General features: G+C 65.2%; 23 protein-coding genes. 4 read left to right on the top strand and 19 right to left on the bottom strand.

All coding sequences use genetic code 11. From position 1 onward, the window contains the following. The 8 genes from tsaE to EN780_RS08195 all read right to left on the bottom strand — a co-directional run. Positions 1-663 (bottom strand): tRNA (adenosine(37)-N6)-threonylcarbamoyltransferase complex ATPase subunit type 1 TsaE (gene tsaE / locus EN780_RS08235; protein ID WP_128273107.1); only part of this gene is annotated, 663 nt, incomplete at its 3' end. 8 nt (positions 664-671) lie between these two features. After that, entirely contained in the window at positions 672-3,236 is a 2,565-nt protein-coding gene (locus EN780_RS08230) for a PAS domain-containing sensor histidine kinase (protein WP_128273105.1), read from the bottom strand. A gap of 188 nt (positions 3,237-3,424) precedes the next feature. Beyond that, positions 3,425-4,825, bottom strand: coding sequence for an adenosylhomocysteinase (ahcY, locus tag EN780_RS08225; RefSeq protein ID WP_127391613.1), 1,401 nt, complete (start codon positions 4,823-4,825; stop codon positions 3,425-3,427). A gap of 215 nt (positions 4,826-5,040) precedes the next feature. Continuing rightward, complete coding sequence (locus EN780_RS08220; RefSeq protein ID WP_127283711.1) at positions 5,041-5,337, bottom strand: HPr family phosphocarrier protein; 297 nt, start codon at positions 5,335-5,337, stop codon at positions 5,041-5,043. Continuing rightward, positions 5,334-5,735 carry a PTS sugar transporter subunit IIA gene (locus EN780_RS08215; RefSeq protein WP_127283710.1) on the bottom strand — a complete coding sequence of 134 codons (402 nt, stop codon included), beginning with the start codon at positions 5,733-5,735 and terminating at the stop codon, positions 5,334-5,336. Before EN780_RS08215 ends, EN780_RS08220 begins: the two co-directional genes overlap by 4 nt. A gap of 164 nt (positions 5,736-5,899) precedes the next feature. Continuing rightward, positions 5,900-6,361, bottom strand: coding sequence for an HPr kinase/phosphorylase (locus tag EN780_RS08205; RefSeq protein WP_127283708.1), 462 nt, complete (start codon positions 6,359-6,361; stop codon positions 5,900-5,902). A gap of 14 nt (positions 6,362-6,375) precedes the next feature. Beyond that, positions 6,376-8,160 (bottom strand): sensor histidine kinase, encoded by a 1,785-nt coding sequence (locus EN780_RS08200; RefSeq protein ID WP_127283707.1) that lies wholly within the window; start codon positions 8,158-8,160, stop codon positions 6,376-6,378. 78 nt (positions 8,161-8,238) lie between these two features. After that, complete coding sequence (locus EN780_RS08195) at positions 8,239-8,940, bottom strand: response regulator transcription factor (RefSeq protein WP_126057113.1); 702 nt, start codon at positions 8,938-8,940, stop codon at positions 8,239-8,241. 362 nt (positions 8,941-9,302) lie between these two features. On the opposite strand from EN780_RS08195, the gene EN780_RS08190 reads away from it, so the two are divergent. The 4 genes from EN780_RS08190 (at position 9,303) to EN780_RS08175 (ending at position 13,327) form a co-directional block, all read left to right on the top strand. Continuing rightward, positions 9,303-10,904, top strand: coding sequence for a phosphoenolpyruvate carboxykinase (locus tag EN780_RS08190; RefSeq protein WP_128273103.1), 1,602 nt, complete (start codon positions 9,303-9,305; stop codon positions 10,902-10,904). 84 nt (positions 10,905-10,988) lie between these two features. Further along, entirely contained in the window at positions 10,989-11,426 is a 438-nt protein-coding gene (gene arfB / locus EN780_RS08185; RefSeq protein ID WP_128273101.1) for an alternative ribosome rescue aminoacyl-tRNA hydrolase ArfB, read from the top strand. A 97-nt stretch (positions 11,427-11,523) separates the two neighbouring features. Then, complete coding sequence (locus EN780_RS08180; RefSeq protein WP_128273099.1) at positions 11,524-12,144, top strand: alpha-ketoglutarate-dependent dioxygenase AlkB; 621 nt, start codon at positions 11,524-11,526, stop codon at positions 12,142-12,144. Positions 12,145-12,217: 73 nt separating this feature from the next. Beyond that, positions 12,218-13,327, top strand: a complete 1,110-nt coding sequence (locus EN780_RS08175) for a phosphatase PAP2 family protein (protein ID WP_189556452.1) — start codon at positions 12,218-12,220, stop codon at positions 13,325-13,327. 12 nt (positions 13,328-13,339) lie between these two features. Here the strand turns inward: EN780_RS08175 and EN780_RS08170 are convergent, their stop codons facing one another. From EN780_RS08170 to hisH, 11 genes are all read right to left on the bottom strand, one after another. Next, positions 13,340-14,899, bottom strand: coding sequence for a hypothetical protein (locus EN780_RS08170; protein WP_128273095.1), 1,560 nt, complete (start codon positions 14,897-14,899; stop codon positions 13,340-13,342). Beyond that, on the bottom strand, positions 14,892-15,293 hold the full coding sequence (locus EN780_RS08165) for a GtrA family protein (RefSeq protein ID WP_128273093.1): 402 nt from the start codon (positions 15,291-15,293) through the stop codon (positions 14,892-14,894). Before EN780_RS08165 ends, EN780_RS08170 begins: the two co-directional genes overlap by 8 nt. 8 nt (positions 15,294-15,301) lie before the next feature. Further along, entirely contained in the window at positions 15,302-16,072 is a 771-nt protein-coding gene (locus EN780_RS08160; protein ID WP_128273091.1) for a class I SAM-dependent methyltransferase, read from the bottom strand. Beyond that, the gene (locus EN780_RS08155) at positions 16,072-17,079 is read right to left on the bottom strand and encodes a glycosyltransferase family 2 protein (RefSeq protein ID WP_245493258.1); all 1,008 of its coding nucleotides are present in this window, start codon (positions 17,077-17,079) and stop codon (positions 16,072-16,074) included. Before EN780_RS08155 ends, EN780_RS08160 begins: the two co-directional genes overlap by 1 nt. Before the next feature lie 76 nt (positions 17,080-17,155). Next, positions 17,156-18,115 carry a type I pantothenate kinase gene (gene coaA / locus EN780_RS08150; RefSeq protein WP_126057108.1) on the bottom strand — a complete coding sequence of 320 codons (960 nt, stop codon included), beginning with the start codon at positions 18,113-18,115 and terminating at the stop codon, positions 17,156-17,158. Between the two features lie 83 nt (positions 18,116-18,198). Beyond that, positions 18,199-18,522, bottom strand: coding sequence for a phosphoribosyl-ATP diphosphatase (locus EN780_RS08145; RefSeq protein WP_127283698.1), 324 nt, complete (start codon positions 18,520-18,522; stop codon positions 18,199-18,201). 9 nt (positions 18,523-18,531) lie between these two features. Continuing rightward, positions 18,532-19,326, bottom strand: coding sequence for an imidazole glycerol phosphate synthase subunit HisF (gene hisF / locus EN780_RS08140; RefSeq protein ID WP_187331353.1), 795 nt, complete (start codon positions 19,324-19,326; stop codon positions 18,532-18,534). Next, positions 19,323-20,162 carry an arginase family protein gene (locus EN780_RS08135; protein ID WP_128273087.1) on the bottom strand — a complete coding sequence of 280 codons (840 nt, stop codon included), beginning with the start codon at positions 20,160-20,162 and terminating at the stop codon, positions 19,323-19,325. The genes hisF and EN780_RS08135 overlap by 4 nt, the downstream gene beginning before the upstream one ends. Continuing rightward, positions 20,159-20,905 (bottom strand): 1-(5-phosphoribosyl)-5-[(5-phosphoribosylamino)methylideneamino]imidazole-4-carboxamide isomerase, encoded by a 747-nt coding sequence (hisA, locus tag EN780_RS08130; protein WP_128273085.1) that lies wholly within the window; start codon positions 20,903-20,905, stop codon positions 20,159-20,161. Before hisA ends, EN780_RS08135 begins: the two co-directional genes overlap by 4 nt. Before the next feature lie 2 nt (positions 20,906-20,907). Then, complete coding sequence (locus tag EN780_RS08125) at positions 20,908-21,198, bottom strand: DUF1330 domain-containing protein (protein WP_127283694.1); 291 nt, start codon at positions 21,196-21,198, stop codon at positions 20,908-20,910. Continuing rightward, positions 21,198-21,704: imidazole glycerol phosphate synthase subunit HisH (gene hisH / locus EN780_RS08120; protein WP_128273083.1), on the bottom strand; the 507-nt coding region annotated here is incomplete at its 5' end. The genes hisH and EN780_RS08125, both read right to left, overlap by 1 nt.

Raw genomic sequence — 21,704 nt, 5'->3', positions numbered from 1 at the left:
GACGGACTGCGCGGTATGGGCGATGACCGCATAGGGCTTGCCGTTGCGCACCGGCGGGCCGAGCACCAGCCGCGGCGAGTTCATCAGCACGCGCGGCGCGATGCCGGCGAGCGAAACGATCTCATAGGAGCGGGCGGAAGCGTCGCCGACGAAGAAGCGCCGGCCGGCTTCGCCCCAGCCGGCCGTGGCCAGGAAATCGCGCATCGCCAGCGAGCGCGCCGCGCGATCGATGGCAGCGCCCTGTCCCGACAGCTTCGCCAGGCGGCCGTCGCCCTGGTGGACGAGCTCGATCCAGACCGTCCCATCGGGCAGAGCGGCTTCGGCGCGTTCCGGCCATTCGACCAGGGCCGCCCCGCCTTGCGCCAGCGCGTCGTCGAAGCCGAGTTCGTCGAGCTCGCTCGCCGAAGACAGGCGGTAGAGATCGAAATGATGCACGGGAAGGCGCGTCTCGTAGCTCTGCACCAGCGTGAAGGTCGGGCTCGGCACGTCGAGGCCGGCATCGTCGGCCAGCGCCCGGATGAGCGCCCGCGCCAGCGTCGACTTGCCGGCGCCGAGATCGCCCTTGAGCGCCAGCACGTCGCCCGGGCGCAGCGCCATCGCCAGGTCTTCACCCAGCCTTGCCGTGGCGGCTTCGTCGGCGAGAAAACGCTCCAGCCCTGCCATGAGGCCCGCTACTCGGCCGCGGCGCGAATGCCCGAAGGCGCGGCGGGAAAGGCGCAGATGACGGTGGTGCCCTGGTCCTTGCCGGTCTCGATGCGGACGCTGCCGCCATGCAATTCGACAAAGCTCTTGACGATCGACAGGCCGAGGCCGGCGCCGCGCCGGCGCCCGCCATTGGTGCGCGGCTCGAAGCGGCGGAACACCGAATCCAGCACATCCGGCGGCATGCCGGGCCCGTCGTCATGGACGGAGAATTCCACGCCCTCGGCGAGCTGGCGGCAGGCGAGGGTGACCGTGCTTGCTTCCGGCGCATAGTTCGCGGCGTTGCTGAGCAGATTGTAGAGGATCTGGCGGATGCGGGTCTCGTCGCCATGGAAGCTCTTCGGCGCCGCCGCGGCGTCGACCTTGAGCGTGATCGAGTGCTCCTCCAGGCGGTCGGCGACCAGCTCGGCGGCGGCGGCGATCGTCCGGTCGACGCTGACCTCGGAGATGTCGAGCTGCATGATGCCGGCATCGACGGTGGCGAGATCCAGTATGTCGTTGACGATGGTGAGCAGCACCGAGGAGGACGAGCCGACATGCTCGACATATTCGCGCTGCTTCGGCGTCAGCGGCCCTGTCGCGGGCAGCGACAGCAGCTCGGTGAAGCCGATGATGTTGGTCAGCGGCGAGCGCAGTTCGTAGGAAACGTGCTGCACGAACTCGTTCTTCAGCTGGTCGGACCGCTCCAGCGCCTCGTTCTTGTCCTTCAGCGCCCGCTCGACATTGACGCTGTCGGTGACGTCGACGAAGGTCATCATCACTTGCCCGTTGGGCAGATGGATGACGGCGTAGCTGAGCACCGTGCCGTTGACGAGTTCGCTCTGGCCATGGCGGTCGCGGCGTTCGTCGTCGAAACCGGTGATGGCGGCGACGAAGCCGCCCCACGGGCTGTCCTTGGCCCGCCGGTCGCAGAGGTCGCGGATCGCCGAGACATGGACATTGGGCTTGACCACGTCCTGGTCCAGCCCCCACAGCGCCACGAATGCCGGGTTCGACAGCCGCAGCCGACCGTCCGGACCGAACACCGCGACACCTTCGGCGAGATTGTCCAGCGTTTCGCCCTGCACGCGCACCGCCGTCTGGTAGCGGCTTTCGAGATCCATCTTCTCGGTCAGGTTCTCGAACACCCAGGTGACGCCGCCCTTGGGCTGCGGATTGGCCACCACGCGAATGGTCTTGCCGTCCGGCAGGTGCCACCAGTGCTCTTGCGATTCGACCGCGCGATAGGCGCCGAGCAGGCCTTCCTTCCAGCGCCGCCACTCCGGCTGTTCGGCGATCTTGCCCTCGCTGCGCAGCCGGTCGAGCAGCAGGGCATTGTCCGGTGCGCTGTGCAGGAAGCCGCTGTCAAGGTTCCACAGTTTCTGGAACGCCTGGTTGAAGAAACGCAGCTTCTCGTTGGCGTCGAAGATGGCGACCGCTGTGTTGAGCTGGTCGAGCGTGTCCGCGTGGCTGCGCACCGTCCGCTCATATTCGCCGCGGATGGTCTCGGTGGCGCTGGTGTCGCAGGCAAGCCCGGCCGAGCCGTCGGCACCGGCGAAATCGGTCACCGAGAACATGCGGCGATCGCCTTCGATCACCGTCGACAGCGTTTGCTCGAACACCGGCCGCGCCTTGTGCTGCTCGGCGATCTGTTCGCGCGCCTGGCCGCCGAGGAACTCCTTGGCCTCGCGCACCGCGGCTTCGGCATTTGGCGCCTCGACCGCCTCGGCATAGGCGCGGTTGACCCATTTCAGCCGCCCGTCAGCGGCGCGCAGCCAGGTCGGCATCTTCAGCGCGTCGAGCAGGCCGAGCATGGTGTCGTAGTCGGCGCTGAGCCGCTGGTTCTCGATCTTCAGCCTTGCCTGGCCACGCAGCGTTTCAGACAGCGAGACGAAGCGCACCAGCACATGTGCCGCGCTCTTGCGGCCCTGCACCTCGAGCGGAACCCCGGCCTGCGTCTCGATGACGAGATCGAAGGTCTTTGCCTTTTCCCGCAACGCCGCCACTGCATGCTCGAGCGCGGCGGCCGAACGCGGCATCAGCCAGCGGCCGAAGGCGAGGAAGGCGGCGCGGTCCTCGGGCGCGCCGCTCTCCAGCGGCAATGTGCCGATGAGTTCCGGCTTCTTGTTCTCGGAAGCCCACACCACGACGCGCTGGTCGCGCAGATTGAGCAGCGCCTCGGAGCGCTGCAGCGCCGCGTTGACGTCGGCGATGCGGGTCCTGAGCTCGGCGTTCTGAGCCGACGTGCGGGCTCTTTCGCGGATCAGGAAGATGGCCGAGACAAGGGCGGCCCCCATGACCCCGGCGAACATGGCGAGCTGCATGACCTCGACCGTGCTGACCGATAGTCCGGCCGATTGCGCGACGCCGGCTTCGGCATGCGCCGCAAGGCCAAGCAACGGGCTGCAAAGCGCCGAGCCGGCAAGCAGCGCCGCCATGCGGACACCGGCACGCCGCAGCAAACGCCCGCCCCTGACGGCGGAGCCCGATCTCACCGAATCGCTTTGGCCGCCGGAAACGGCCTGTCCCGCGCGAGGCGGGTTTTCCCCCGGCATGTCTTGGTCCTCTTCGCCGCCTGAATGCAAGACCGCCCAGATTGCGTATCCCGGCCCTCGTCCCCCGGACCGCGAATCACAACAATAACGCCTGCTGGAATCGGCGTGAAGAATCATTCGGCGCAAAAATAAAGCCGGGCGAAAGTCAATCGCCCGGCTTCAATATCTAGTGGTAATTTTCGTTTTGGTTAATAGCGGTAGTGTTCCGGCTTGAACGGACCTTGCGGCGTCACGCCAATATAGGCGGCCTGCTCGCCTGACAGTTCGGTCAGCCGGGCGCCGAGCTTATCGAGATGCAGGCGCGCGACCTTCTCGTCGAGATGCTTCGGCAGCACATAGACCTGGTTCTGGTACTGGCCGTGCTTCGAGTAGAGCTCGATCTGCGCCAGCACCTGGTTGGTGAAGGACGCCGACATGACGAAGCTCGGATGGCCCGTGGCGTTGCCGAGATTGAGCAGCCGACCTTCGGACAAAAGGATCATCCGCTTGCCGTCCGGGAAGGTGATCATGTCGACCTGCGGCTTGACATTGGTCCATTTCAGGTTGCGCAGCGACGCCACCTGGATCTCGTTGTCGAAGTGGCCGATGTTGCCGACGATCACCATGTCCTTCATCGACCGCATGTGGTCGAGGGTGACGACATCCTTGTTGCCGGTGGTGGTGATGACGATATCCGCGGTCGGCGCCGCGTCCTCGAGCGTGACCACCTCGAAACCGTCCATCGCCGCCTGCAGCGCGCAAATCGGATCGACCTCGGTGACCTTGACGCGGGCGCCGGCGCCCTTCAGCGAGGCCGACGAGCCCTTGCCGACGTCGCCATAGCCGCAGACGACCGCGACCTTGCCGGCCATCATCGTGTCGGTGCCGCGGCGGATGCCGTCGACCAGCGATTCCTTGCAGCCGTATTTGTTGTCGAACTTCGACTTGGTGACGGAATCGTTGACGTTGATCGCCGGGAACGGCAGCAGGCCCTTCTTCTGCAGCTGGTAGAGCCGGTTGACGCCGGTGGTCGTCTCCTCGGTGACGCCGCGGATCGCTTCCTTCTGCTTGGTGAAGAAGCCGGGCGAGGCCTTCAGGCGCTTCTTGATCTGGGCGAACAGGATCTCTTCCTCTTCGCTGCCCGGATTGGACAGCACATCCTCGCCGGCCTCGGCGCGGGCGCCGATCAGGATGTACATGGTGGCGTCGCCGCCATCGTCGAGGATCATGTTGGAGGTGCCGCCATCGGCCCACTGGAAGATCTTGTCGGTGTATTCCCAATAGTCCTCGAGCGTCTCGCCCTTGATGGCGAACACCGGAATGCCGGCTTCGGCGATCGCCGCCGCGGCATGGTCCTGGGTCGAGAAGATGTTGCACGAGGCCCAGCGGATGTCGGCGCCCAGCACCTTCAGCGTCTCGATCAGGACCGCCGTCTGGATCGTCATGTGCAGCGAGCCGGTGATGCGCGCGCCCTTGAGCGGCTTCTTGTCGCCGAACTCCTCGCGGCAGGCCATCAGGCCCGGCATTTCGGTTTCGGCGATCTCGATCTCCTTGCGGCCCCAGCCGGCAAGCGAAATGTCGGCGACCACATAGTCCTTGCTACCCGTCATGGCAGTGCTCCGGTGTGATTTGTCTGTGACACGCGCCGGCGCCTGACGGCGCGTGGAAGGGCGCGGATTGCCGGCCTGACTAGCAGATCGGCATCCAAACGACAATGGGATATAAAGAAATCTTTATTCGTGCATGTCTTTGCGCCGATGCATGTCGCCCAAAAGTGTGCAGCGGTTTTGGGGTAACGACATGCATGAAGACAAAAAGCTCGTCGTCAGCATTCCTCGCCGAAGCGCCCGGCGACCAGCTGCTCCAGCGCGTCGATGGCCTGCAGCGCTTGCGGTCCGCTGGCGGTGACGCGGATCGAATAGCCCGGGCTTGCCGCCAGCATCATCAGGCCCATGATCGAGGTTCCGCCGACCGTGACGCCGTCCTTCTCGACATGGATGGCGGCATCGAAGCTGCTGGCGACCTGGACGAATTTCGCCGAGGCGCGCGCATGCAGGCCGCGCTGGTTGATGATCGGAAAATCACGCACGAGCTGGTCCTGTTCCGGCGACAGCGCGTTCATTTGCTGCTCAGGAGCTGGCTGGCGACGTTGATGTATTTGCGCCCCGCGGCCTGCGCCTCGTCGAGCGCGGCGGCCATGTTGTCGCCCTTGCGGATCGAGGAAAGCTTGATCAGCATCGGCAGGTTCATGCCGGCGATGACCTCGATGCGGCCGGATTCCATCACCGAGATGGCAAGGTTCGAGGGCGTGCCGCCGAACATGTCGGTCAAGACGATGACGCCGGCGCCGGTGTCGACGCGCGCCACGGCGTCGACGATGTCGCGGCGGCGCTGCTCCATATCGTCTTCGGCGCCGATCGCCACGGTTTCGAAATTGTCCTGTGGCCCGACGACATGTTCCACGGCATGTCGGAACTCCGTGGCCAGCTGACCGTGCGTCACGAGCACGAGTCCGATCATTCTTTGGTGGCTCCCGTCATCGCCGCTTCACAGGCGTATTTTATGCTCGCCAGCCATTCCAGGCGGCGGGAGCGCTATCTTGTCGACGCGCGGCGCGTTGACAAGCCCAAAATTGCGCAGGCCCGGGCCATTTTGACGCATTGCAGCAAAAAAGCCGAAGCGGATCATAGAAAAGGCGCGATGGAGAGCCGCGCCATCACGGCCGGCAGGGCGGTCGCCGCATTGCGCTCGGCAAGGTCGACGCGCGGCACCGGGCAGCCGGCGACCGGTTCGCGGATTTCTTCCTGGAAACGCGCCATTTCCGCCTGTGGCACCAGCCGCACATTGAGGTCGATCACCGCGCCCGGCTCGAATGGCAGCGGCCGCGGAATGAAGCCGGGCACCTCGGCGAGGCCGGCGATGGTCGCCGGCACGCGGCACACCAGCCGCCCGCCATGCGCCATGGCCAGCAGCCTGTCGTCGCCGACCAGCCGTGAAAACAGGCCGCGCGCGCGGCAATGGTCGATCAGCGTCAGCGCCAGCGTCGTCTTGCCGGCGCCGGACGCTCCGGTGATGAGGACGCCGCGCTCGCCGATCAGGATAGCGGTTCCGTGGATGTTTTCGGGCTTCGCGGCGGGATCGGACATGATGGCGTCGGAAGTCAAGCTTCGGCCGGCAGCGTCACCACGAAGCGCGCGCCCTTGATCTCGCCGGGCTTGGTGCCGGGGATGTTTTCCGCCGTCAGCGTGCCGCCATGCGCCTCGACGATCTGCCGGCTGATCGACAGGCCAAGGCCGGAATTCTGGCCGAAGGCCTCGCCGGCCGGACGGTCGGTGTAGAAACGCTCGAAGATGCGGTCGATGTTGTCGGCCCGGATGCCCGGCCCGTTGTCGTCGACGGTGACGATGTTGAGCTTGCCGGCGCGCGCCAGCGAGATGGTGATATGGCCATGCTCCTCGGGAACGAAGGAGCGGGCATTCTCGATCAGATTGGTGATCACCTGGCCGATCCGCAGGTCGTGGCCGGTGACGACATAGCCTTTGACGCCTTGCGGCAGCTTGGCCACCTTGAGCTCGATCTCGACCGCCTTCTTGTTGCGCGTCGTCTCGCGCGAGACGGCGACGAGGTCGGTGATGAAGGTCTTGAGGTCGACCGTTCCCGCATCCTCGCGCGCCAGCTCGGCGTCGAGGCGCGATGCGTCGGAAATGTCGGTGATCAGCCGGTCGAGCCGCCGCACGTCATGCTGGATGATCTCCATCAGCCGCCCGCGCGAATTCTCGTTCTTCGCCAGGGGCAGCGTCTCCACGGCGCTGCGCAGCGACGTCAGCGGGTTCTTCAGTTCGTGCGAGACGTCGGCGGCGAAGCTCTCGATCGCCTCGATGCGGGCATAGAGCGCGTTGGTCATGTCGCGGACCGCGATCGACAAATTGCCGATCTCGTCCTGGCGGTCGGAGAAGTCGGGGATTTCCTCGCGGTTCTTGACGCCGCGCCGCACCCTGACGGCGGCGGCGGAAAGCCGGCGCAACGGGTTGGCGATGGTCGAGGCGAGGAGCATCGACAGGATGGCGGTGACAAGTGCCGCAATGCCGAAGACGCGCAGGATCGCCTTGCGCTCGGCGGAGACGATCTTGTCGATGTCGCCGCCTTCGGTCGACAGCATCAGCACGCCGAGCACGGCACGGAAGCGCTGGATCGGGACGGCGACGGAGACGATCTGCTCGCCCTGCTCGCTGATGCGCACGATGGTCGAGGGGCTGCCGGTCAGCGCCTTGACCACTTCCGGAAACGCCGCGCCGTTGCCGCCGGGCTGCTCGTGGTAGACCGGCAGGTCCTTGTTGCGGAAGAAGTCGAAGACGAACTTTTCGACGCGCTCGACGATGCCCGGCTGCTCGTCGTCGACCGGCGGCAGGTCGTAGCGCAGGATCTGGCCGCGCGAATAGAGATGGCGCGAATCGAGCAGCAGGTTGGCGTCGCGATCGTAGATGCGGGCGCGCGTGCGCGTCGGCGAGATCAGCCGCCGCAGCACCGGCGCGACCCGCTCCGGATTGATCGGGAAGTCGAGATTGTCGAGCTGGTCGGAACCGGGGCCCAGGCTCTCGCCCGCCTGCAGCTCAAGCAGCTTTTCCGGATCGATGCTGATCGAATCGGTCTCCACCGTCGCCGACGCCGCGATCGCGCCGGCGATGATCTCGCCCTGCGTCATCAGGCTTTCGACGCGGGCATCGATCAGCCCGTCGCGGAAGGTATTGAGATAGAGGATGCCGGTAACAAGCACCGCCAGGCCGGCAAGGTTGAGGAACAGGATGCGGCGGGTCAGGCTGGAGAAGATGTGATGGCCGAGGAAACGGCGCATAGGCACAGTGATCTTCGACAGGAATGCGGGCAGCATCCGGGACGGCCGCCTGACGGCGCCCGCCCTTCTGTTCCGCTCTACGTCCACTGCCATCGAATAGCAGCTCCCGGCCTGTTCCTACGCATGTCGTTGACCCAAACCGCCGTACACCGTCGAGCGGCATGCATCAACTTACGCCTCGCGGAACCGGTATCCGACTCCGTAAAGGGTTTCGATCATTTCGAAGTCGTCGTCGACGGCCTTGAACTTCTTGCGCAGCCGCTTGATGTGGCTGTCGATGGTGCGGTCGTCGACATAGACCTGTTCATCATAAGCCGAATCCATCAGCGCATCACGGCTTTTTACCACGCCGGGACGCTGCGCCAGCGAATGCAGGATGAGGAATTCGGTGACGGTCAGCGTCACCGGCTCGCCCTTCCAAGTGCAGGTATGCCGCTCCTGATCCATGACCAGCTGGCCGCGCTCCAGCGAGCGGGCCTGCTGGCTGGGCTGCTTGGCGGCGGCCTCGCGGGCGCTGGTGCGGCGCAGCACCGCGCGCACCCGCTCGACCAGCAGACGCTGCGAGAACGGTTTGCGGATGAAGTCGTCGGCGCCCATCTTGAGGCCGAAGAGCTCGTCGATCTCGTCGTCCTTGGAGGTCAGGAAGATCACCGGCAGGTCGGATTTTTGACGCATCCGGCGCAAGAGTTCCATGCCGTCCATGCGCGGCATCTTGATGTCGAGGATGGCGAGATTCGGCGGCCGCGCCGCCAGGCCTTCCAGCGCCGACGCACCATCCGTGTAGGTTTCGACGCGATAGCCCTCGGATTCGAGGGCGATCGACACCGACGTCAGGATATTGCGGTCGTCGTCGACAAGCGCGATTGTTGCCATTTCAAGCGGCTCCCTCATGAGCTGTCCCTTCTTTCGTCGAGAAGGGGCTTTTGCAGGACAAATTAGGTACAAAATGTGGCATAGGCTCCGCGCAGTGTCACGCACAGCGTGCCGGCGGCCGCATTCGCACCCCTACGCGGATTGGACGAACAAGGTTTGCCAATCCTTTGGGCAACCACTGTGATTTTTTGCACATATAAACGATTTAAACAACTTTCAAATTTTTTAAATCGATTAAAGATTTGATATCATTCGGGTTTTCTGGTTCTGACCCTCTCAGCCCCGGCATCGGGGCGCCGGTCATCCGCCGGCCAGACGCGGCAAAGCAAAGCCAGATGCGGCAAACGAAGAAGGAACCCTTGATGTCGGAAGCCGGCAAACGCAATCCCGCATGCCCCCTCGATCTGAAGACCACGGGCACGGTACGCTATAACTTCGGCGCCGCCGCGCTGTACGAGGAAGCGATCCGCCGCGGCGAGGCCAGGCTCACCGCCCATGGCGCCCTCGTCGCCGAGACCGGCCAGCATACGGGACGCTCGCCCAAGGACAAATTCGTCGTGCGCGACGGCGCCACCGAACCGCATGTCTGGTGGGACAACAACAAGGCGATCTCGCCGGCGCAGTTCGATGCGCTGCTGGCAGATTTCCACGCCCATGCGGCGAACAAGGACCTCTATGTTCAGGATCTGGTCGGCGGCGCCGATTCGGATCTGAAGCTGCCGACCCGGGTCGTCACCGAATTCGCCTGGCATTCGCTGTTCATCCGCAATCTCCTGATCCGCCCCGAGGCGTCGGAGCTCGCGCATTTCGTGCCGGCGATGACGATCATCGATCTGCCCTCGTTCCGCGCCGACCCGGCCCGCCACGGCACCCGCACCGAAACGGTGATCGCCGTCGATCTGACGCGCATGATCGTGCTGATCGGCGGCACCTCCTATGCCGGCGAGATGAAGAAGTCGGTGTTCACCGCCCTCAACTATCTGCTGCCGGCGAAGGGCGTGATGCCGATGCACTGCTCGGCCAATGAAGGCCCGGCGGGCGACGCGGCGGTGTTCTTCGGCCTCTCCGGAACCGGCAAGACGACGCTGTCGGCCGATCCGTCGCGCACGCTGATCGGCGATGACGAGCACGGCTGGGGCCCGCACGGCATCTTCAACTTCGAGGGCGGCTGCTACGCCAAGACGATCAGGCTCTCGGCCGAGGCCGAGCCGGAGATCTTCGCCACCACGCAACGTTTCGGCACCGTGCTGGAAAATGTCGTGCTCGGCGCCGACCGCGTGCCGGATTTCGACGACGGCAGCCTGACCGAAAACACGCGCTGCGCCTATCCGCTCGACTACATCCCCAATGCCTCGAAGACCGGCCGCGCCAGACATCCCAAAAACATCATCATGCTGACCGCCGACGCCTTCGGCGTGATGCCGCCGATCGCGAAACTGACCCCGGCGCAGGCGATGTATCATTTCCTCTCCGGCTACACGGCCAAGGTCGCCGGCACCGAAAAGGGCGTCACCGAGCCGGAAGCGACCTTCTCGACCTGTTTCGGCGCGCCGTTCATGCCGCGCCACCCGTCGGAATACGGCAATCTGCTGCGCGAGCTGATCGCCCGCCATGGCGCCGATTGCTGGCTTGTCAACACCGGTTGGACCGGCGGCGCTTACGGCACCGGCCGCCGCATGCCGATCAAGGTGACGCGGGCGCTGCTCGCCGCCGCGCTCGACGGCTCGCTGAAGACCGCCGATTTCCGCACCGACGCCAATTTCGGCTTCGCGGTGCCGGTGGCGGTCGCCGGCGTCGAGCGCGCCATCCTCGATCCGCGCTCGACCTGGGCCGACAAGCCGGCCTACGACCGCCAGGCGGCGAGGCTGGTCGGCATGTTCGCCGCCAACTTCGAAAAGTTTGAGCCGCATGTCGACGCGACCATCATGGGTGCCGCGCCGCGCCTGCAGGAAGCGGCCGAATAGTCGTTGCGGCTACAGTCTTTCTGTTCAAGACCCGGCTTTCCGCCGGGTCTTTTCTTTTTCACGCCGCCGCGTCATGACTGCGGCATGGCTTCAGACGACAAAATCATCATTGCCGACAATGTGGTGATCCATCCCGGCGATCTGCACGAGGATTTCATCCGTTCCTCGGGTCCTGGCGGCCAGAACGTCAACAAGGTGGCCACCGCCGTGCAACTGCGCTTCGATGCCGCCAACGCCGAGGGCCTGCCGGAGCGGGTGCGCGAGCGCACGATCAAGCTTGCCGGCCAGCGCGCCACCAAGGATGGGGTCGTCGTCATCGAGGCCGGACGCTTCCGCACCCAGGAGCAGAACCGGGCCGATGCGCGGGCGAGGCTGACCGCGCTGGTCGCCAAGGCGGCCGAGCCGCCGCCGCCGCCGCGCAAGAAGACCAGGCCGTCGAAAGGCGCCGTCGAGCGCCGCCTCAAGACCAAGGCCGGGCGCTCCACGGTGAAGAAGCTGCGCGGCCGGGTCGAGAACGACTGAGACGGGCCGGCGGAGACCGCGCTGGCCGCTTTCGGGTCGCCGACTTTCCCCATCGGTGGCATGCTCGGGCGCGTTAACCGGATCGAACGGAAATCCCATGCTCGTTTTGCCCAAGGGTGTCCGCCACATGCCCGGCTACCTGCCGCGCCCGGCGCAGGAAGCGCTGGTCGAAGAGATCAGGGCGGTGGTGCAGGCTGCGCCCTTGTTCGTGCCGGCCATGCCGCGCACCGGCAAGGAAATGAGCGTGCGCATGACCAATTGCGGCCCGCTCGGCTGGGTCACCGACAAGGAGCGTGGCTACCGCTATCAGCCGACGCATCCGGTCTCAGGACTGCCATGGCCGCCGATCCCGGAGGCCTTACTGAAAGTATGGCAGGAGGTTGCTGCCTATCCGCATCCGCCTGAGGCCTGTCTCGTCAATTTCTATTCGAGCGACGCCAGGATGGGCCTGCACCAGGACCGCGACGAAGAGGATTTTTCCGCCCCCGTCGTTTCGGTGTCGTTGGGCGACGATTGCCTGTTCAGGGTCGGCCAGACCGCGCGCGAAGGCGGGACAAAATCGTTCCGGCTGAAAAGCGGCGACGTCGTCGTGCTCGGCGGCGAGGGCCGCCTTTGCTTCCACGGCGTCGACCGCATCTACCCGTCGACCTCGGCGCTGCTGAAGAATGGCGGTCGCATCAATCTGACGTTGCGGCGGGTGACGCTGCACGCCCGCTAACCGAATCTACAGACTTTTTTCATAAATACGCCAAGGCGCTGCGGTGTGGGGTCGGGCAATGAATGAGAGCGGTTTGGCTATCCGTCACCTGTGGACGATCGTCTGCGGGGCAATTCAGCTCGTTCGCAGGGATTCGGGCCTTTATCTGAGCATCGTCATCTATACGTTGGCGGGACTGGTCTTCCTGCATGCGATAGGCGCTGACGACCGCACCGCCTATTCGATTTATTTCGGCAGATGGACTCTGCTTAACTGTCTGATATTGCCGGCTTTTGCTATCCTTATCGACCTCATCCTGATCGTCCGCCGCTTCGGCCCCCGGCGCCGTCTTGCCGCGAAACGGATCTTTTCCACGACGCGGTTGGCCTACGCGTTCTCCGGGCTGAGCCTGCTTATGGCGCTGATGATCTTCCAAGGCACATTCACCTCGGTGAAGAACGGCATGCCGGTCTGGCAGGACGGTTTTCCGTTCGACGTGGCGCAAGCCAACATCGACGCCTTCCTGCATTTTGGCACCGATCCGTGGCGCTGGCTTTACGCCGTGGCCGAAAACGATTCGGTCCGCGCGGCAATCGAGTGGAACTACAACGTGTTCTGGTTCCTGCTCAATTTCGGCGCCCTGTTCTTTGTCGCGACGTCGCCCATGGTGGCATCGGTTCGCACGCGCTACCTGGCCTGCTTCATGGCGGTCTGGATCGTCGTCGGCAACGTGCTGGCGGCGCTGTTCCTGTCGGCGGGCCCGGCGTTCTATGGCTCGGTCACGGGAGACGTGGCCCGGTTTGGCGAACAGCTTGCGTTCCTGGCCCATGGCGCCGCGTCGCGCAACTCCGCCGTTTCCTATCAGCAGTATCTGTGGACGCTGCACGAGGCCAGGCAGACCGGCTTTGGCTCGGGCATTTCGGCGTTCCCGAGCGTGCATGTCGGGTTGGCGATGCTGAACGCGCTGTTCCTGCGCGAGTTCAACCGCTATCTGGGTGCGCTGGCGTTCGTCTATGTCGCCTTCGTCGCGGCCAGCTCGGTCTACCTCGCCTGGCACTATGCGATCGACGGCTATGTCAGCGCCATCGTCACGCTCATCGTCTATGTCGTGGCTCGCAAGCTGATCCCGGCCGATTCCCGGCCGGTGGCGGCCATGCAGACAGCGACCATCAATCGCCCCGAGGCGGCCGTCGCGGCGTTCTGAGCGCCGTATTCTTCATCTTTGGATGCGCCGGTAGACGGTGATTGCCGGCTCCGCATGCAGCACACGGTAGTTGCGCAAGGCAGCCATGATCCGCTTGTCGCCGTGCATGAGCGCATCCCAGGACGGATTGCCTGCCGGGCCTGCCAGCACGATGTCGGGCTGCTTTGCCGCTATCTCGGCGGCAAAGTCGCCGATCGCCCGATCGCGGATTGTCTCCAATCTCAGCTTCTGTTCGGGGTCATCGGTCCTGTCCATCAGTTTCTGCGCGCTGGAGACCATCCAGGCGCCGGGGTTGCGCGACACGAACCTGCCGCCCACCAACCGGGTCAGGGGGAAGGCGGCCTGCATTTGCGAGGCGATCGATACGATCGTCGGATGGTCGAAGCTGTAGCGGATTGCACCGACCGATCGCTCGATCGGTCCGCTGTCCCTGGTCAGCGCGTCATACTGCGCCCTGGTCGTCGCTTGCAGCAGCAGCACGCAACCGAACATCAGCGCGGCTTTGCGAACCATCCCGTTCTTTGGGAAATCGCCGAACCGCAGAAGCTGCAGGCCGAACGCGATTGCCGTGATCGCGACCATCGGCAGGGCGTGGTTCGGCCATCCCTTGCCCATCAGCAGGAAGGCGGGGACCAGGCCGAGCGCGCTTGCCAGCGCGATCCTTGTGTCCCAATGCACATGCCTCGGCGCTCCCGTCCCGACAACGATCGCGGCCGACAGCAGCAGCACGATCTTCGGCCAGTTCTCCAGATTGTCGAGCAGCGGCGCGCGAAGCGGCAGGTAGACTTCCCTGACGAGCGGCAGGACTTCCGTCAGATAGCCGCGGTCGAAGATTGCGATGCTGGCCACGTAGAAGACGGCCATCGCGGCCCCGATAAGGTTTTCCGTAACGAGGATCGGCCTTGGCGAACGCCGTTGCCAGGCGAGGCACAGCGACGGCACGACGAAGGCCAAGGCGAAGTGGGGTGGCTTGACCATCACCATGACGCCGGCGCCGAGGCCGGCCACGATGCGTTCGGCAAGCGATCCGGCAACGAAGTCCGGTTGCCGCTGGCGCGCGCACTGCAATGCCAGCCAGGGCAGGATGCCGATCAGCGCGAACTGCTCGCGCTGGCCGAACTGATCCGGCAGGAAACACAGTACCATGAAGGCCGCCGCCGCCAGCACCCAGAAGCCGCCGGCCTGCCGGTAGATCGGGTCGGCGCGCGTCAGGATCCGGGCGCAAACCACCAGGCTGGCCAGACCGAGACAGACAACCCCGAGCGCCAGCCAGAACTCGGCCGCTATGCCGGTCAGCCTCTCCAGCAGCACGAACGGCATATACAGCCAGATCGAGAAGGGCGGATTGGTCTCCAGCATATCGGTGTTCAGCCGTTCGCCGTTCAACAGCCGCTCGCAGACCACCAGCAGCCACGACACATCGACATTGGTCGGCACCACGGCGATCGCCAGCCACGCCGCATAGGCGGCAGCCAAGAATGTCAGGAAAAGCGGCGCCGCGATCCGCCAGACGGGTCGCGACGACGGGCCGAAGCCGGCCAAAGGCTTGTCGTAGGGCTCGGCTCTAGACATCGCGGAACACCCAACGCCTGAGCACGATGTAGTTCACCAGCGGCACGACGATGCAGGTCAGGACGATCGGAATGGCCGCGGGCATGCCCAGCCGCTCGGTGAGGACGACCGGCAAGGCGATGGCTGTCGCCAGGCCCATCGCGTTGAGCAGAGCAAAGCGCGGCAGTTCGAAGGCGTGCGCGCCAGCCGACATGAAGGTGAAGTACTTGTGCCCGGCATAGGAGAACAGGCCCGCAATGGCATAGGCGACCACGGACGCCGCCGTTGCCGGGAGCATCGCGGTTCCAGTGCCGCCGCGCGACAGCGCCAGGGCGCAAACGGCATAGACCAGCGTCGAAGCGCCGCCGATCACTGCGAAGCGCGAAATCCGGTGGGAGCGCAGAATGTTCAGCATGGTCGGAGTCAGGCCGCCAGCCGGCTGTCCAGTCGCGCCCTGTCGAAGGCCGCGTCCGTGCCGAACACGGCAAGCAGCGAGACACCGAACGGCAGCCCGGCATTCGGCAGGATCCGGCTTTCGGCCGAAAACAGCGCCTTCATCGCGCTGTTGATCGGCTTTGGCGGCATCGCCTGCCCGGAAGCGGTGTTCGAGCGCCGCAGGCGGTCGGCAAGGCGGGCGAGCGCCGCCACCGGAAACAGCGCCGCATTGGTGTAGCTCAGCTTCTCGATGCGATAACCGGCCTGTTCGATGCGCGTCTTCAACAGATTGCGCGAATAGCGCCGCATGTGGTGCAGCCCGACATCATGCTTGCTCCACAGCCATTGGTGCGCCGGAACCGTGAGCACGACCTTGCCGCCCGGCTTCAGCATCCGCCTTATCGTCTCCAGCGAGGCTTCGTCTTCCGCGACATGCTCCAGCACGTCGAACAGGCAGACGAGGTCGAAGCTCGCCGGCGTCACGGGCATGCCATCGGGAAGATGGCCGGCAAGGAAGTCGCGGCCCGTCTTCTCGCGGGCGATCCGGCGCGCCAGCTCGTTCATCTCCACCGCCGTGACGGTGCCGAACTGCTCCAGCATCCTGATGTTGCCGCCCGTGCCGGCGCCGATCTCGAGGATGTCGGCCTCGCGCGGCAGGCCGAGGCCGCGGATGACCGCCTCGGCGATGGCGCGCCGCCCGCAGAACCACCAATGCTCGTCCTCGGTGGCCGCCATCCGCCGATAGGCATCGAGCTCCATCAGGGCGTCCCGTCGTATTTGCGGCGCACGATGTAGATCGGGCGCTGTTTGATCTCGGCATAGACGCGGCCGAGATACTGGCCGATGATGCCGATGCCGAGCAGCTGGATGCCGCCGAGGAACAGCACGCTGACCAGCAGCGAAGCATAGCCGGGCACGTCGATGCCGAAGACCAGCGTCTTGGCGATGATCAGGAGGCCGTAGAGGAACGCGAAGGCCGAGATCGTCGCGCCGACATAGGTCCAGACCTCCAGCGGCGCGCTCGAGAAGCTGGTGATGCCTTCCAGCGCGAAGTTCCACAGTCGCCAGCCCGAGAACTTCGATTGTCCGGCGCTGCGCTGGTCGCGGCTGTATTCGACGGTGGCGGAGCGGAAGCCCACCCAGGCGAACAGCCCTTTCATGAACCGGCGCCGCTCGGGAAGCGAACGCAGCGCCTCGATCACCTGGCGGTCGATGAGCCGGAAATCGCCGACATCCTGCGGGATCTTCTGCTGCGCGATCCAGTTGTGAACGCGGTAGAACATCGACGCGGAGCGCTGCTTGAGGAAACTGTCGCTGGCGCGGCTGGCGCGCTTGGCGAGCACGACCTCGAAACCCTCGCGCCATTTCTCGACAAGCAGCGGAATGACATGCGGCGGATCCTGGAGGTCGGCATCCATCGGGATCGCGGCATCCGCATCGCAGCAGTCGAGCCCGGCGGTCAAGGCGGCTTCCTTGCCGAAATTGCGCGACAGGTCGATCACCCGGATGCGCGGATCGGCTTGCTGCGCCTCGATCAGCCGATCGAGCGTCGCGTCGCTGCTGCCGTCATTGACGAAGATGAAGTCGAAGGCGACGCCGGCTTGCTTCAGCGGGTCGGTGTGTTCGCGCACGGCCGCCAGGAACGGCGCGATCGCGCTCTCCTCATTGTGCACCGGCACGATCAGCGCGACCGTCGCCGTGCCGGTTCGCGGGTGCGCGATGCCGCTCGACGCCGGTCGATCGATGTGGAGGAATGGCGCGTTCATTGCTTGCCCAGCCCGCGGATCGGGCCCGACAATAGAAAAGCTCGGTTAAGATGACTTTAAGGAATGCCTCGGCGCGTCAAAGCTTCCTTAGCGCCACCTCCTCGACCAGGTGGTTGGCGCCCTTGCGCAGGATAAGGTCCGCGCGCGCCCGCGTCGGCAGGATGTTCTCGCGCAGGTTCTTCAGGTTGATGTTGGTCCACAAACCCTCGGCGATGGCGCGTGCGGCGTCTTCCGAAAGCTGCGAGTAGCGGTGGAAGAAGGAGTCCGGGTTGCGGAAGGCGGTTTCGCGCAGCCGCATGAAGCGCTGGATGTACCACTGGTGGATCAGTTTCTCGTCGGCATCGATGTAGATGGCGAAGTCGAAGAAGTCCGACAGGAAGGGCACGATCTTGCCGTCCCTCGGCAATTTGCCCGGCTGCAGCACGTTGATGCCCTCGAAGATCAAAATGTCCGGCCGATCGATGGTGACGAACTCGCCGGGAATGACATCGTAGGTCAGGTGCGAATAGACCGGCGCGCGGACATTGCGTTGCGCCGACTTGATGCCGGACAGGAACCTGAGCAGCGCGCCGACATCATAGCTGTCGGGAAAGCCCTTGCGCTCCATCAGGTTGTCGCGGCGCAGGATCTCGTTTGGCAGCAGGAAGCCGTCGGTGGTGATCAGATCGACCTTTGGGCTCGACGGCCAGCGCGCCAGAAGCTCCTTAAGCACGCGCGCCGTGGTCGATTTGCCGACCGCGACCGAGCCGGCGATGCCGATGATGAAGGGCGTCTTGACCACATCCTGGGCGTTGAAGAAGGCCTGGCGCTGCCGGAACAGCAGCTGGCTTGCCTCGACATGCGCCGAGAGCAGCCGCGACAGCGACAGATAGATGCGTTTGACCTCCTCGAGGTCGACCGGGTCGTTCAACGACCGCAAGCGGTCGATCTCGTCCTCGGTCAGCGTCAGCGGCGTGTCGGCGCGGAACTGTGACCATTGCTCGGCCGAGAAGAAACGATAGGGGGAGTATTTCTCGGTAGGAGCAAGCTGATCCATCGAGTTTCCTGCCCTCCTAGAGCATGATGTCGAAAAGTGTGAAGCGGTTCTCGGGCGACATCATGCTCAATCCGTCTCTACGGTCAGCCCTTGGGCCGCGACGCCTTTTCGGCAACCCCCGAGCGGCCGGTGCGGCCCTCGAGCTCCTTCAGCACCTCGTCCAGCGGCACGCCGGCGATGCCGAGGACGACCAGCCAATGATACATAAGATCGGCACTTTCCGAAACGAGGCCCTGCCTGTCGCCGCGCACGGCGGCGATCACCGTCTCGACGGCTTCCTCGCCGAGCTTCTGCGCCGCCTTGTCGATGCCCTTGGCGAACAGCTTTGCCGTCCACGAGTCCGGATCGCCGGAGCGGGCGCGTTCCCGGATGGTCTTTTCCAGATCGGACAGCGAAAACTCAGTCATTTTCGCCGTTTAAGCCCGTTGAACCGGCGAGTCCAGCCGCATCGGCAGCCCGGCAGCGGCCATATGCGCCTTGGCCTCGGCGATGGTGTAGGTGCCGAAATGGAAGATCGAGGCGGCAAGCACCGCACCGGCATGGCCGTCGCGGATGCCTTCCACCAGATGGTCGAGCGTGCCGACGCCGCCGGAGGCGATGACCGGCGCGCGCACCGCGTCCGCGATCGCGCGTGTCAGCGCGATGTCGTAGCCGGCCTTGGTGCCGTCGCGGTCCATCGACGTCAAAAGGATCTCGCCGGCGCCGCGATCGACCATCCGCCTGGCGAAGTCGACGGCGTCGATGCCGGTCTTCTCGCGCCCGCCATGGGTAAAGATCTCCCAGCGGTCGGCCTCGCCGGCGCCCGAGACCTTCTTGGCGTCGATGGCCACCACGATGCACTGGTTGCCGAACTTGTCGGCCGCTTCCGCGACGAAATCGGGGTTCTTCACCGCTGCCGTGTTGATCGACACCTTGTCGGCGCCGGCCAGAAGCAGCCTTCTTATGTCGGCCACCTGGCGCACGCCGCCGCCGACGGTGAGCGGCATGAAGCATTGCTCGGCGGTGCGGGCGACGACGTCGAAGATGGTCTCGCGGTTGTCCGACGAGGCGGTGATGTCGAGGAAGCAGAGCTCGTCGGCGCCGGCCGCGTCATAGGCCTTGGCCGCCTCGACCGGATCGCCGGCATCGATGAGGTCGACGAAGTTGACGCCCTTGACGACGCGGCCGTTCTTGACGTCGAGGCAAGGAATGACGCGTGCCTTCAGCATCAGCTCTTCTCCAATGTCGCCAGCAGGTCGACCAGCAGTTCACCGACCAGCGGCGGCACCTCGCCCTTGGCATCGAAGGCCGGATCATAGGCGGAGAGGGTGAGGCCGGCGACGGGCAGCAGGCCGGCCATGCCGCACATGGCGCGACGCACCTGCTCCGGAGCGGGACCGCCGGGCGTCGCGAAACGGTTCGCCTGCAGCTCTTCGGGATCGTGCACGTCGAGGTCGATATGCATGTGGACACGGCTTGCGTCGGCGGCCTTCAGCTTTTCGGCCACCCCGGCCCAGCCCGGACATTCCGCCCGGATGACGGGGAGCTTTTCCAGACGTTCCTCTTCCGCCGGGTCGAGGTCGCGCGCATTGACGAGCACCGCACGGGCGGGATCGATCGGCTTGAAGCCGGGGATCTGCGCCGTCATCGGCCGCCAGCAGAGGCCCAGTACCGTCGCCAGAGCCATGCCGTCGAGAAATCCGGAGGTGGAAGTGTCCGGCGTGTTGATGTCGCCATGCTGGTCGGCCCAGATGATGGCGTCGGCGCCTTGGCCGGCCACGGCGCCTGCGCTGCTCAGGCAGTTGCCGGCGAGCACGACGGGAAACCGCCCATTGTCGAGGGCGATGCGCACCTCGCCCGAGACGGCGTTGCAGACGGCGAAGCCGGTCGCGATCTCGCGCGCCTGCTCGTCGTCGCTCACTCTGCCGATGTCGTGGACGTCGATGTCGTGGCCGGCAAGCTTGAGCGCGTCGGCCAGGCCGCCGGCCATCAGCGCGTCCGGACCCTGGCCGCAGCCGCCGTGATAGTGGCCGCTGTCGTAGGACGCCAGGATGATCGAGACCTTCACGGTCTTGCCCCCATGCCCTCGCCGCGCAGGATCGCCAGCGCCTCGACTGGGTCGATGCGCCCGTCATAGAGCGCGCGGCCGGAAATGGCGCCTTCGAGCCTCTGCGCGTCAGGCATGGTCATGCGCACGATGTCGGCGATCGAGGCCAGGCCGCCCGAGGCGATCACCGGAATCGACACCGCCTCGGCGAGGTCGATCGTCGAATCCCAGTTGATCCCGGTCAGCACGCCGTCGCGGTCGATATCGGTGTAGATGATGGCGGCGACGCCGGCGCCTTCGAATTTCTGCGCCAGCTCGACGACGCCGAGGCTGGACGCTTCGGCCCAGCCCTCGACCGCGACCTTGCCGCCCTTGGCGTCGATACCGACGGCGATCTTGCCCGGAAAGGCCTTGCAGGCCTGCTTGACGAGGTCAGGGTCGCGCACCGCCACCGTGCCGAGGATGACGCGCGCCAGGCCACGGTCGAGCCAGTCCTCGATCTGCTCCAGCGTGCGGATGCCGCCGCCGAGCTGCACCGGGTTCCTGGTTGCCTTGAGGATGGCGCCGACAGCCGCGCTGTTGACGCTCTGTCCCTTGAAGGCGCCGTTGAGGTCGACCACGTGCAGCCACTCGAAACCCTGTTCCTCGAAGGCCTTGGCCTGGGCCGCCGGGTCATCGTTGTAGATGGTGGCCGTGGCCATGTCGCCGTGCTTCAGGCGCACGCATTTGCCGTCCTTGAGATCGATCGCGGGAAACAGGATCACGGTCAGGCGCCCTCGACGATGACAAAGTGGCCGGTCGAGGCGGTAAGCCTATATTTCGAGGCCGCTTGGTATTCCGGCGATTCGTAGCAGGCGATCGCCGTTTCGTAGGACTCGAACTCGACCACGACATGGCGATTGCCCGTCGGCCCTTCCGGGTTGGTGTATCGTCCGGCCCGCACGGGGAATTTCGCACCGTATTTGGCGAATGCCACAGCGTTGGCCTCGATATATTGCTTGTAGATCTCGGGATCGCGGACGTCGATCAGCGCGATCCAGTAGCCCTTCTTGCTCATCAAGGCCTCCAGCGCAGGAAATTGGTGATCAGGGCGAGGCCGAGGGCCTGGCTCTTCTCGGGATGGAACTGCGTGCCGATCAGGTTGTCGCGCGCGACAGCCGCCGTCACCGGCCCGCCATAGTCGGCGACCGCCAGCACCTCGTCCGGCTTCGTGGCCTCCAGATGATAGGAATGGACGAAATAGGCGTGCAGTCCCTTCGGCCCGGTCTCGATGCCCGAGAACACCGGATGCTTGCGCGTGAGCTCGATCGTGTTCCAGCCGATCTGCGGGATCTTCAGCGCCGCATCGGCCGGCGTGATCTCCTTGATGTCGCCGGCGATCCAGCCGAAGCCCCTGGTGACGGTCTTTTCCAGCCCGCGTTCCGACATCAGCTGCATGCCGACGCAGATGCCGAGGAACGGCCGCCCCTTGACGATCACCACCTCTTCCACCGCGTCCCACATGCCGCTGACGGCCTTGAGGCCGGCCGCGCAGTCGGCATAAGCGCCGACGCCGGGCAGCAC

Origin of the sequence: Mesorhizobium sp. M4B.F.Ca.ET.089.01.1.1 (assembly GCF_004022605.1) — a bacterium.
In the GTDB taxonomy this organism is placed as follows: Bacteria; Pseudomonadota; Alphaproteobacteria; order Rhizobiales; family Rhizobiaceae; genus Mesorhizobium; species Mesorhizobium abyssinicae.
Note: the sequence above shows the minus strand (reverse complement) of the source record. Positions and strands in the feature narration are given on the sequence as shown.

Bases quoted from the DNA above. Each gene is read 5' to 3' on its own strand.
- arfB (WP_128273101.1), top strand. From the start codon at position 10,989: ATGGCTTCAGACGACAAAATCATCATTGCCGACAATGTGGTGATCCAT.
- EN780_RS08160 (WP_128273091.1), bottom strand. From the start codon at position 16,072: ATGGAGCTCGATGCCTATCGGCGGATGGCGGCCACCGAGGACGAGCAT.
- EN780_RS08200 (WP_127283707.1), bottom strand. From the start codon at position 8,160: ATGGCAGTGGACGTAGAGCGGAACAGAAGGGCGGGCGCCGTCAGGCGG.
- coaA (WP_126057108.1), bottom strand. From the start codon at position 18,115: ATGGATCAGCTTGCTCCTACCGAGAAATACTCCCCCTATCGTTTCTTC.
- EN780_RS08125 (WP_127283694.1), bottom strand. From the start codon at position 21,198: ATGAGCAAGAAGGGCTACTGGATCGCGCTGATCGACGTCCGCGATCCC.
- EN780_RS08165 (WP_128273093.1), bottom strand. From the start codon at position 15,293: ATGCTGAACATTCTGCGCTCCCACCGGATTTCGCGCTTCGCAGTGATC.
- EN780_RS08190 (WP_128273103.1), top strand. From the start codon at position 9,303: ATGTCGGAAGCCGGCAAACGCAATCCCGCATGCCCCCTCGATCTGAAG.
- EN780_RS08170 (WP_128273095.1), bottom strand. From the start codon at position 14,899: ATGTCTAGAGCCGAGCCCTACGACAAGCCTTTGGCCGGCTTCGGCCCG.
- EN780_RS08205 (WP_127283708.1), bottom strand. From the start codon at position 6,361: ATGTCCGATCCCGCCGCGAAGCCCGAAAACATCCACGGAACCGCTATC.
- EN780_RS08220 (WP_127283711.1), bottom strand. From the start codon at position 5,337: ATGAACGCGCTGTCGCCGGAACAGGACCAGCTCGTGCGTGATTTTCCG.
- EN780_RS08155 (WP_245493258.1), bottom strand. From the start codon at position 17,079: ATGAACGCGCCATTCCTCCACATCGATCGACCGGCGTCGAGCGGCATC.
- ahcY (WP_127391613.1), bottom strand. From the start codon at position 4,825: ATGACGGGTAGCAAGGACTATGTGGTCGCCGACATTTCGCTTGCCGGC.
- EN780_RS08215 (WP_127283710.1), bottom strand. From the start codon at position 5,735: ATGATCGGACTCGTGCTCGTGACGCACGGTCAGCTGGCCACGGAGTTC.
- EN780_RS08230 (WP_128273105.1), bottom strand. From the start codon at position 3,236: ATGCCGGGGGAAAACCCGCCTCGCGCGGGACAGGCCGTTTCCGGCGGC.
- EN780_RS08180 (WP_128273099.1), top strand. From the start codon at position 11,524: ATGCTCGTTTTGCCCAAGGGTGTCCGCCACATGCCCGGCTACCTGCCG.
- EN780_RS08145 (WP_127283698.1), bottom strand. From the start codon at position 18,522: ATGACTGAGTTTTCGCTGTCCGATCTGGAAAAGACCATCCGGGAACGC.
- EN780_RS08195 (WP_126057113.1), bottom strand. From the start codon at position 8,940: ATGGCAACAATCGCGCTTGTCGACGACGACCGCAATATCCTGACGTCG.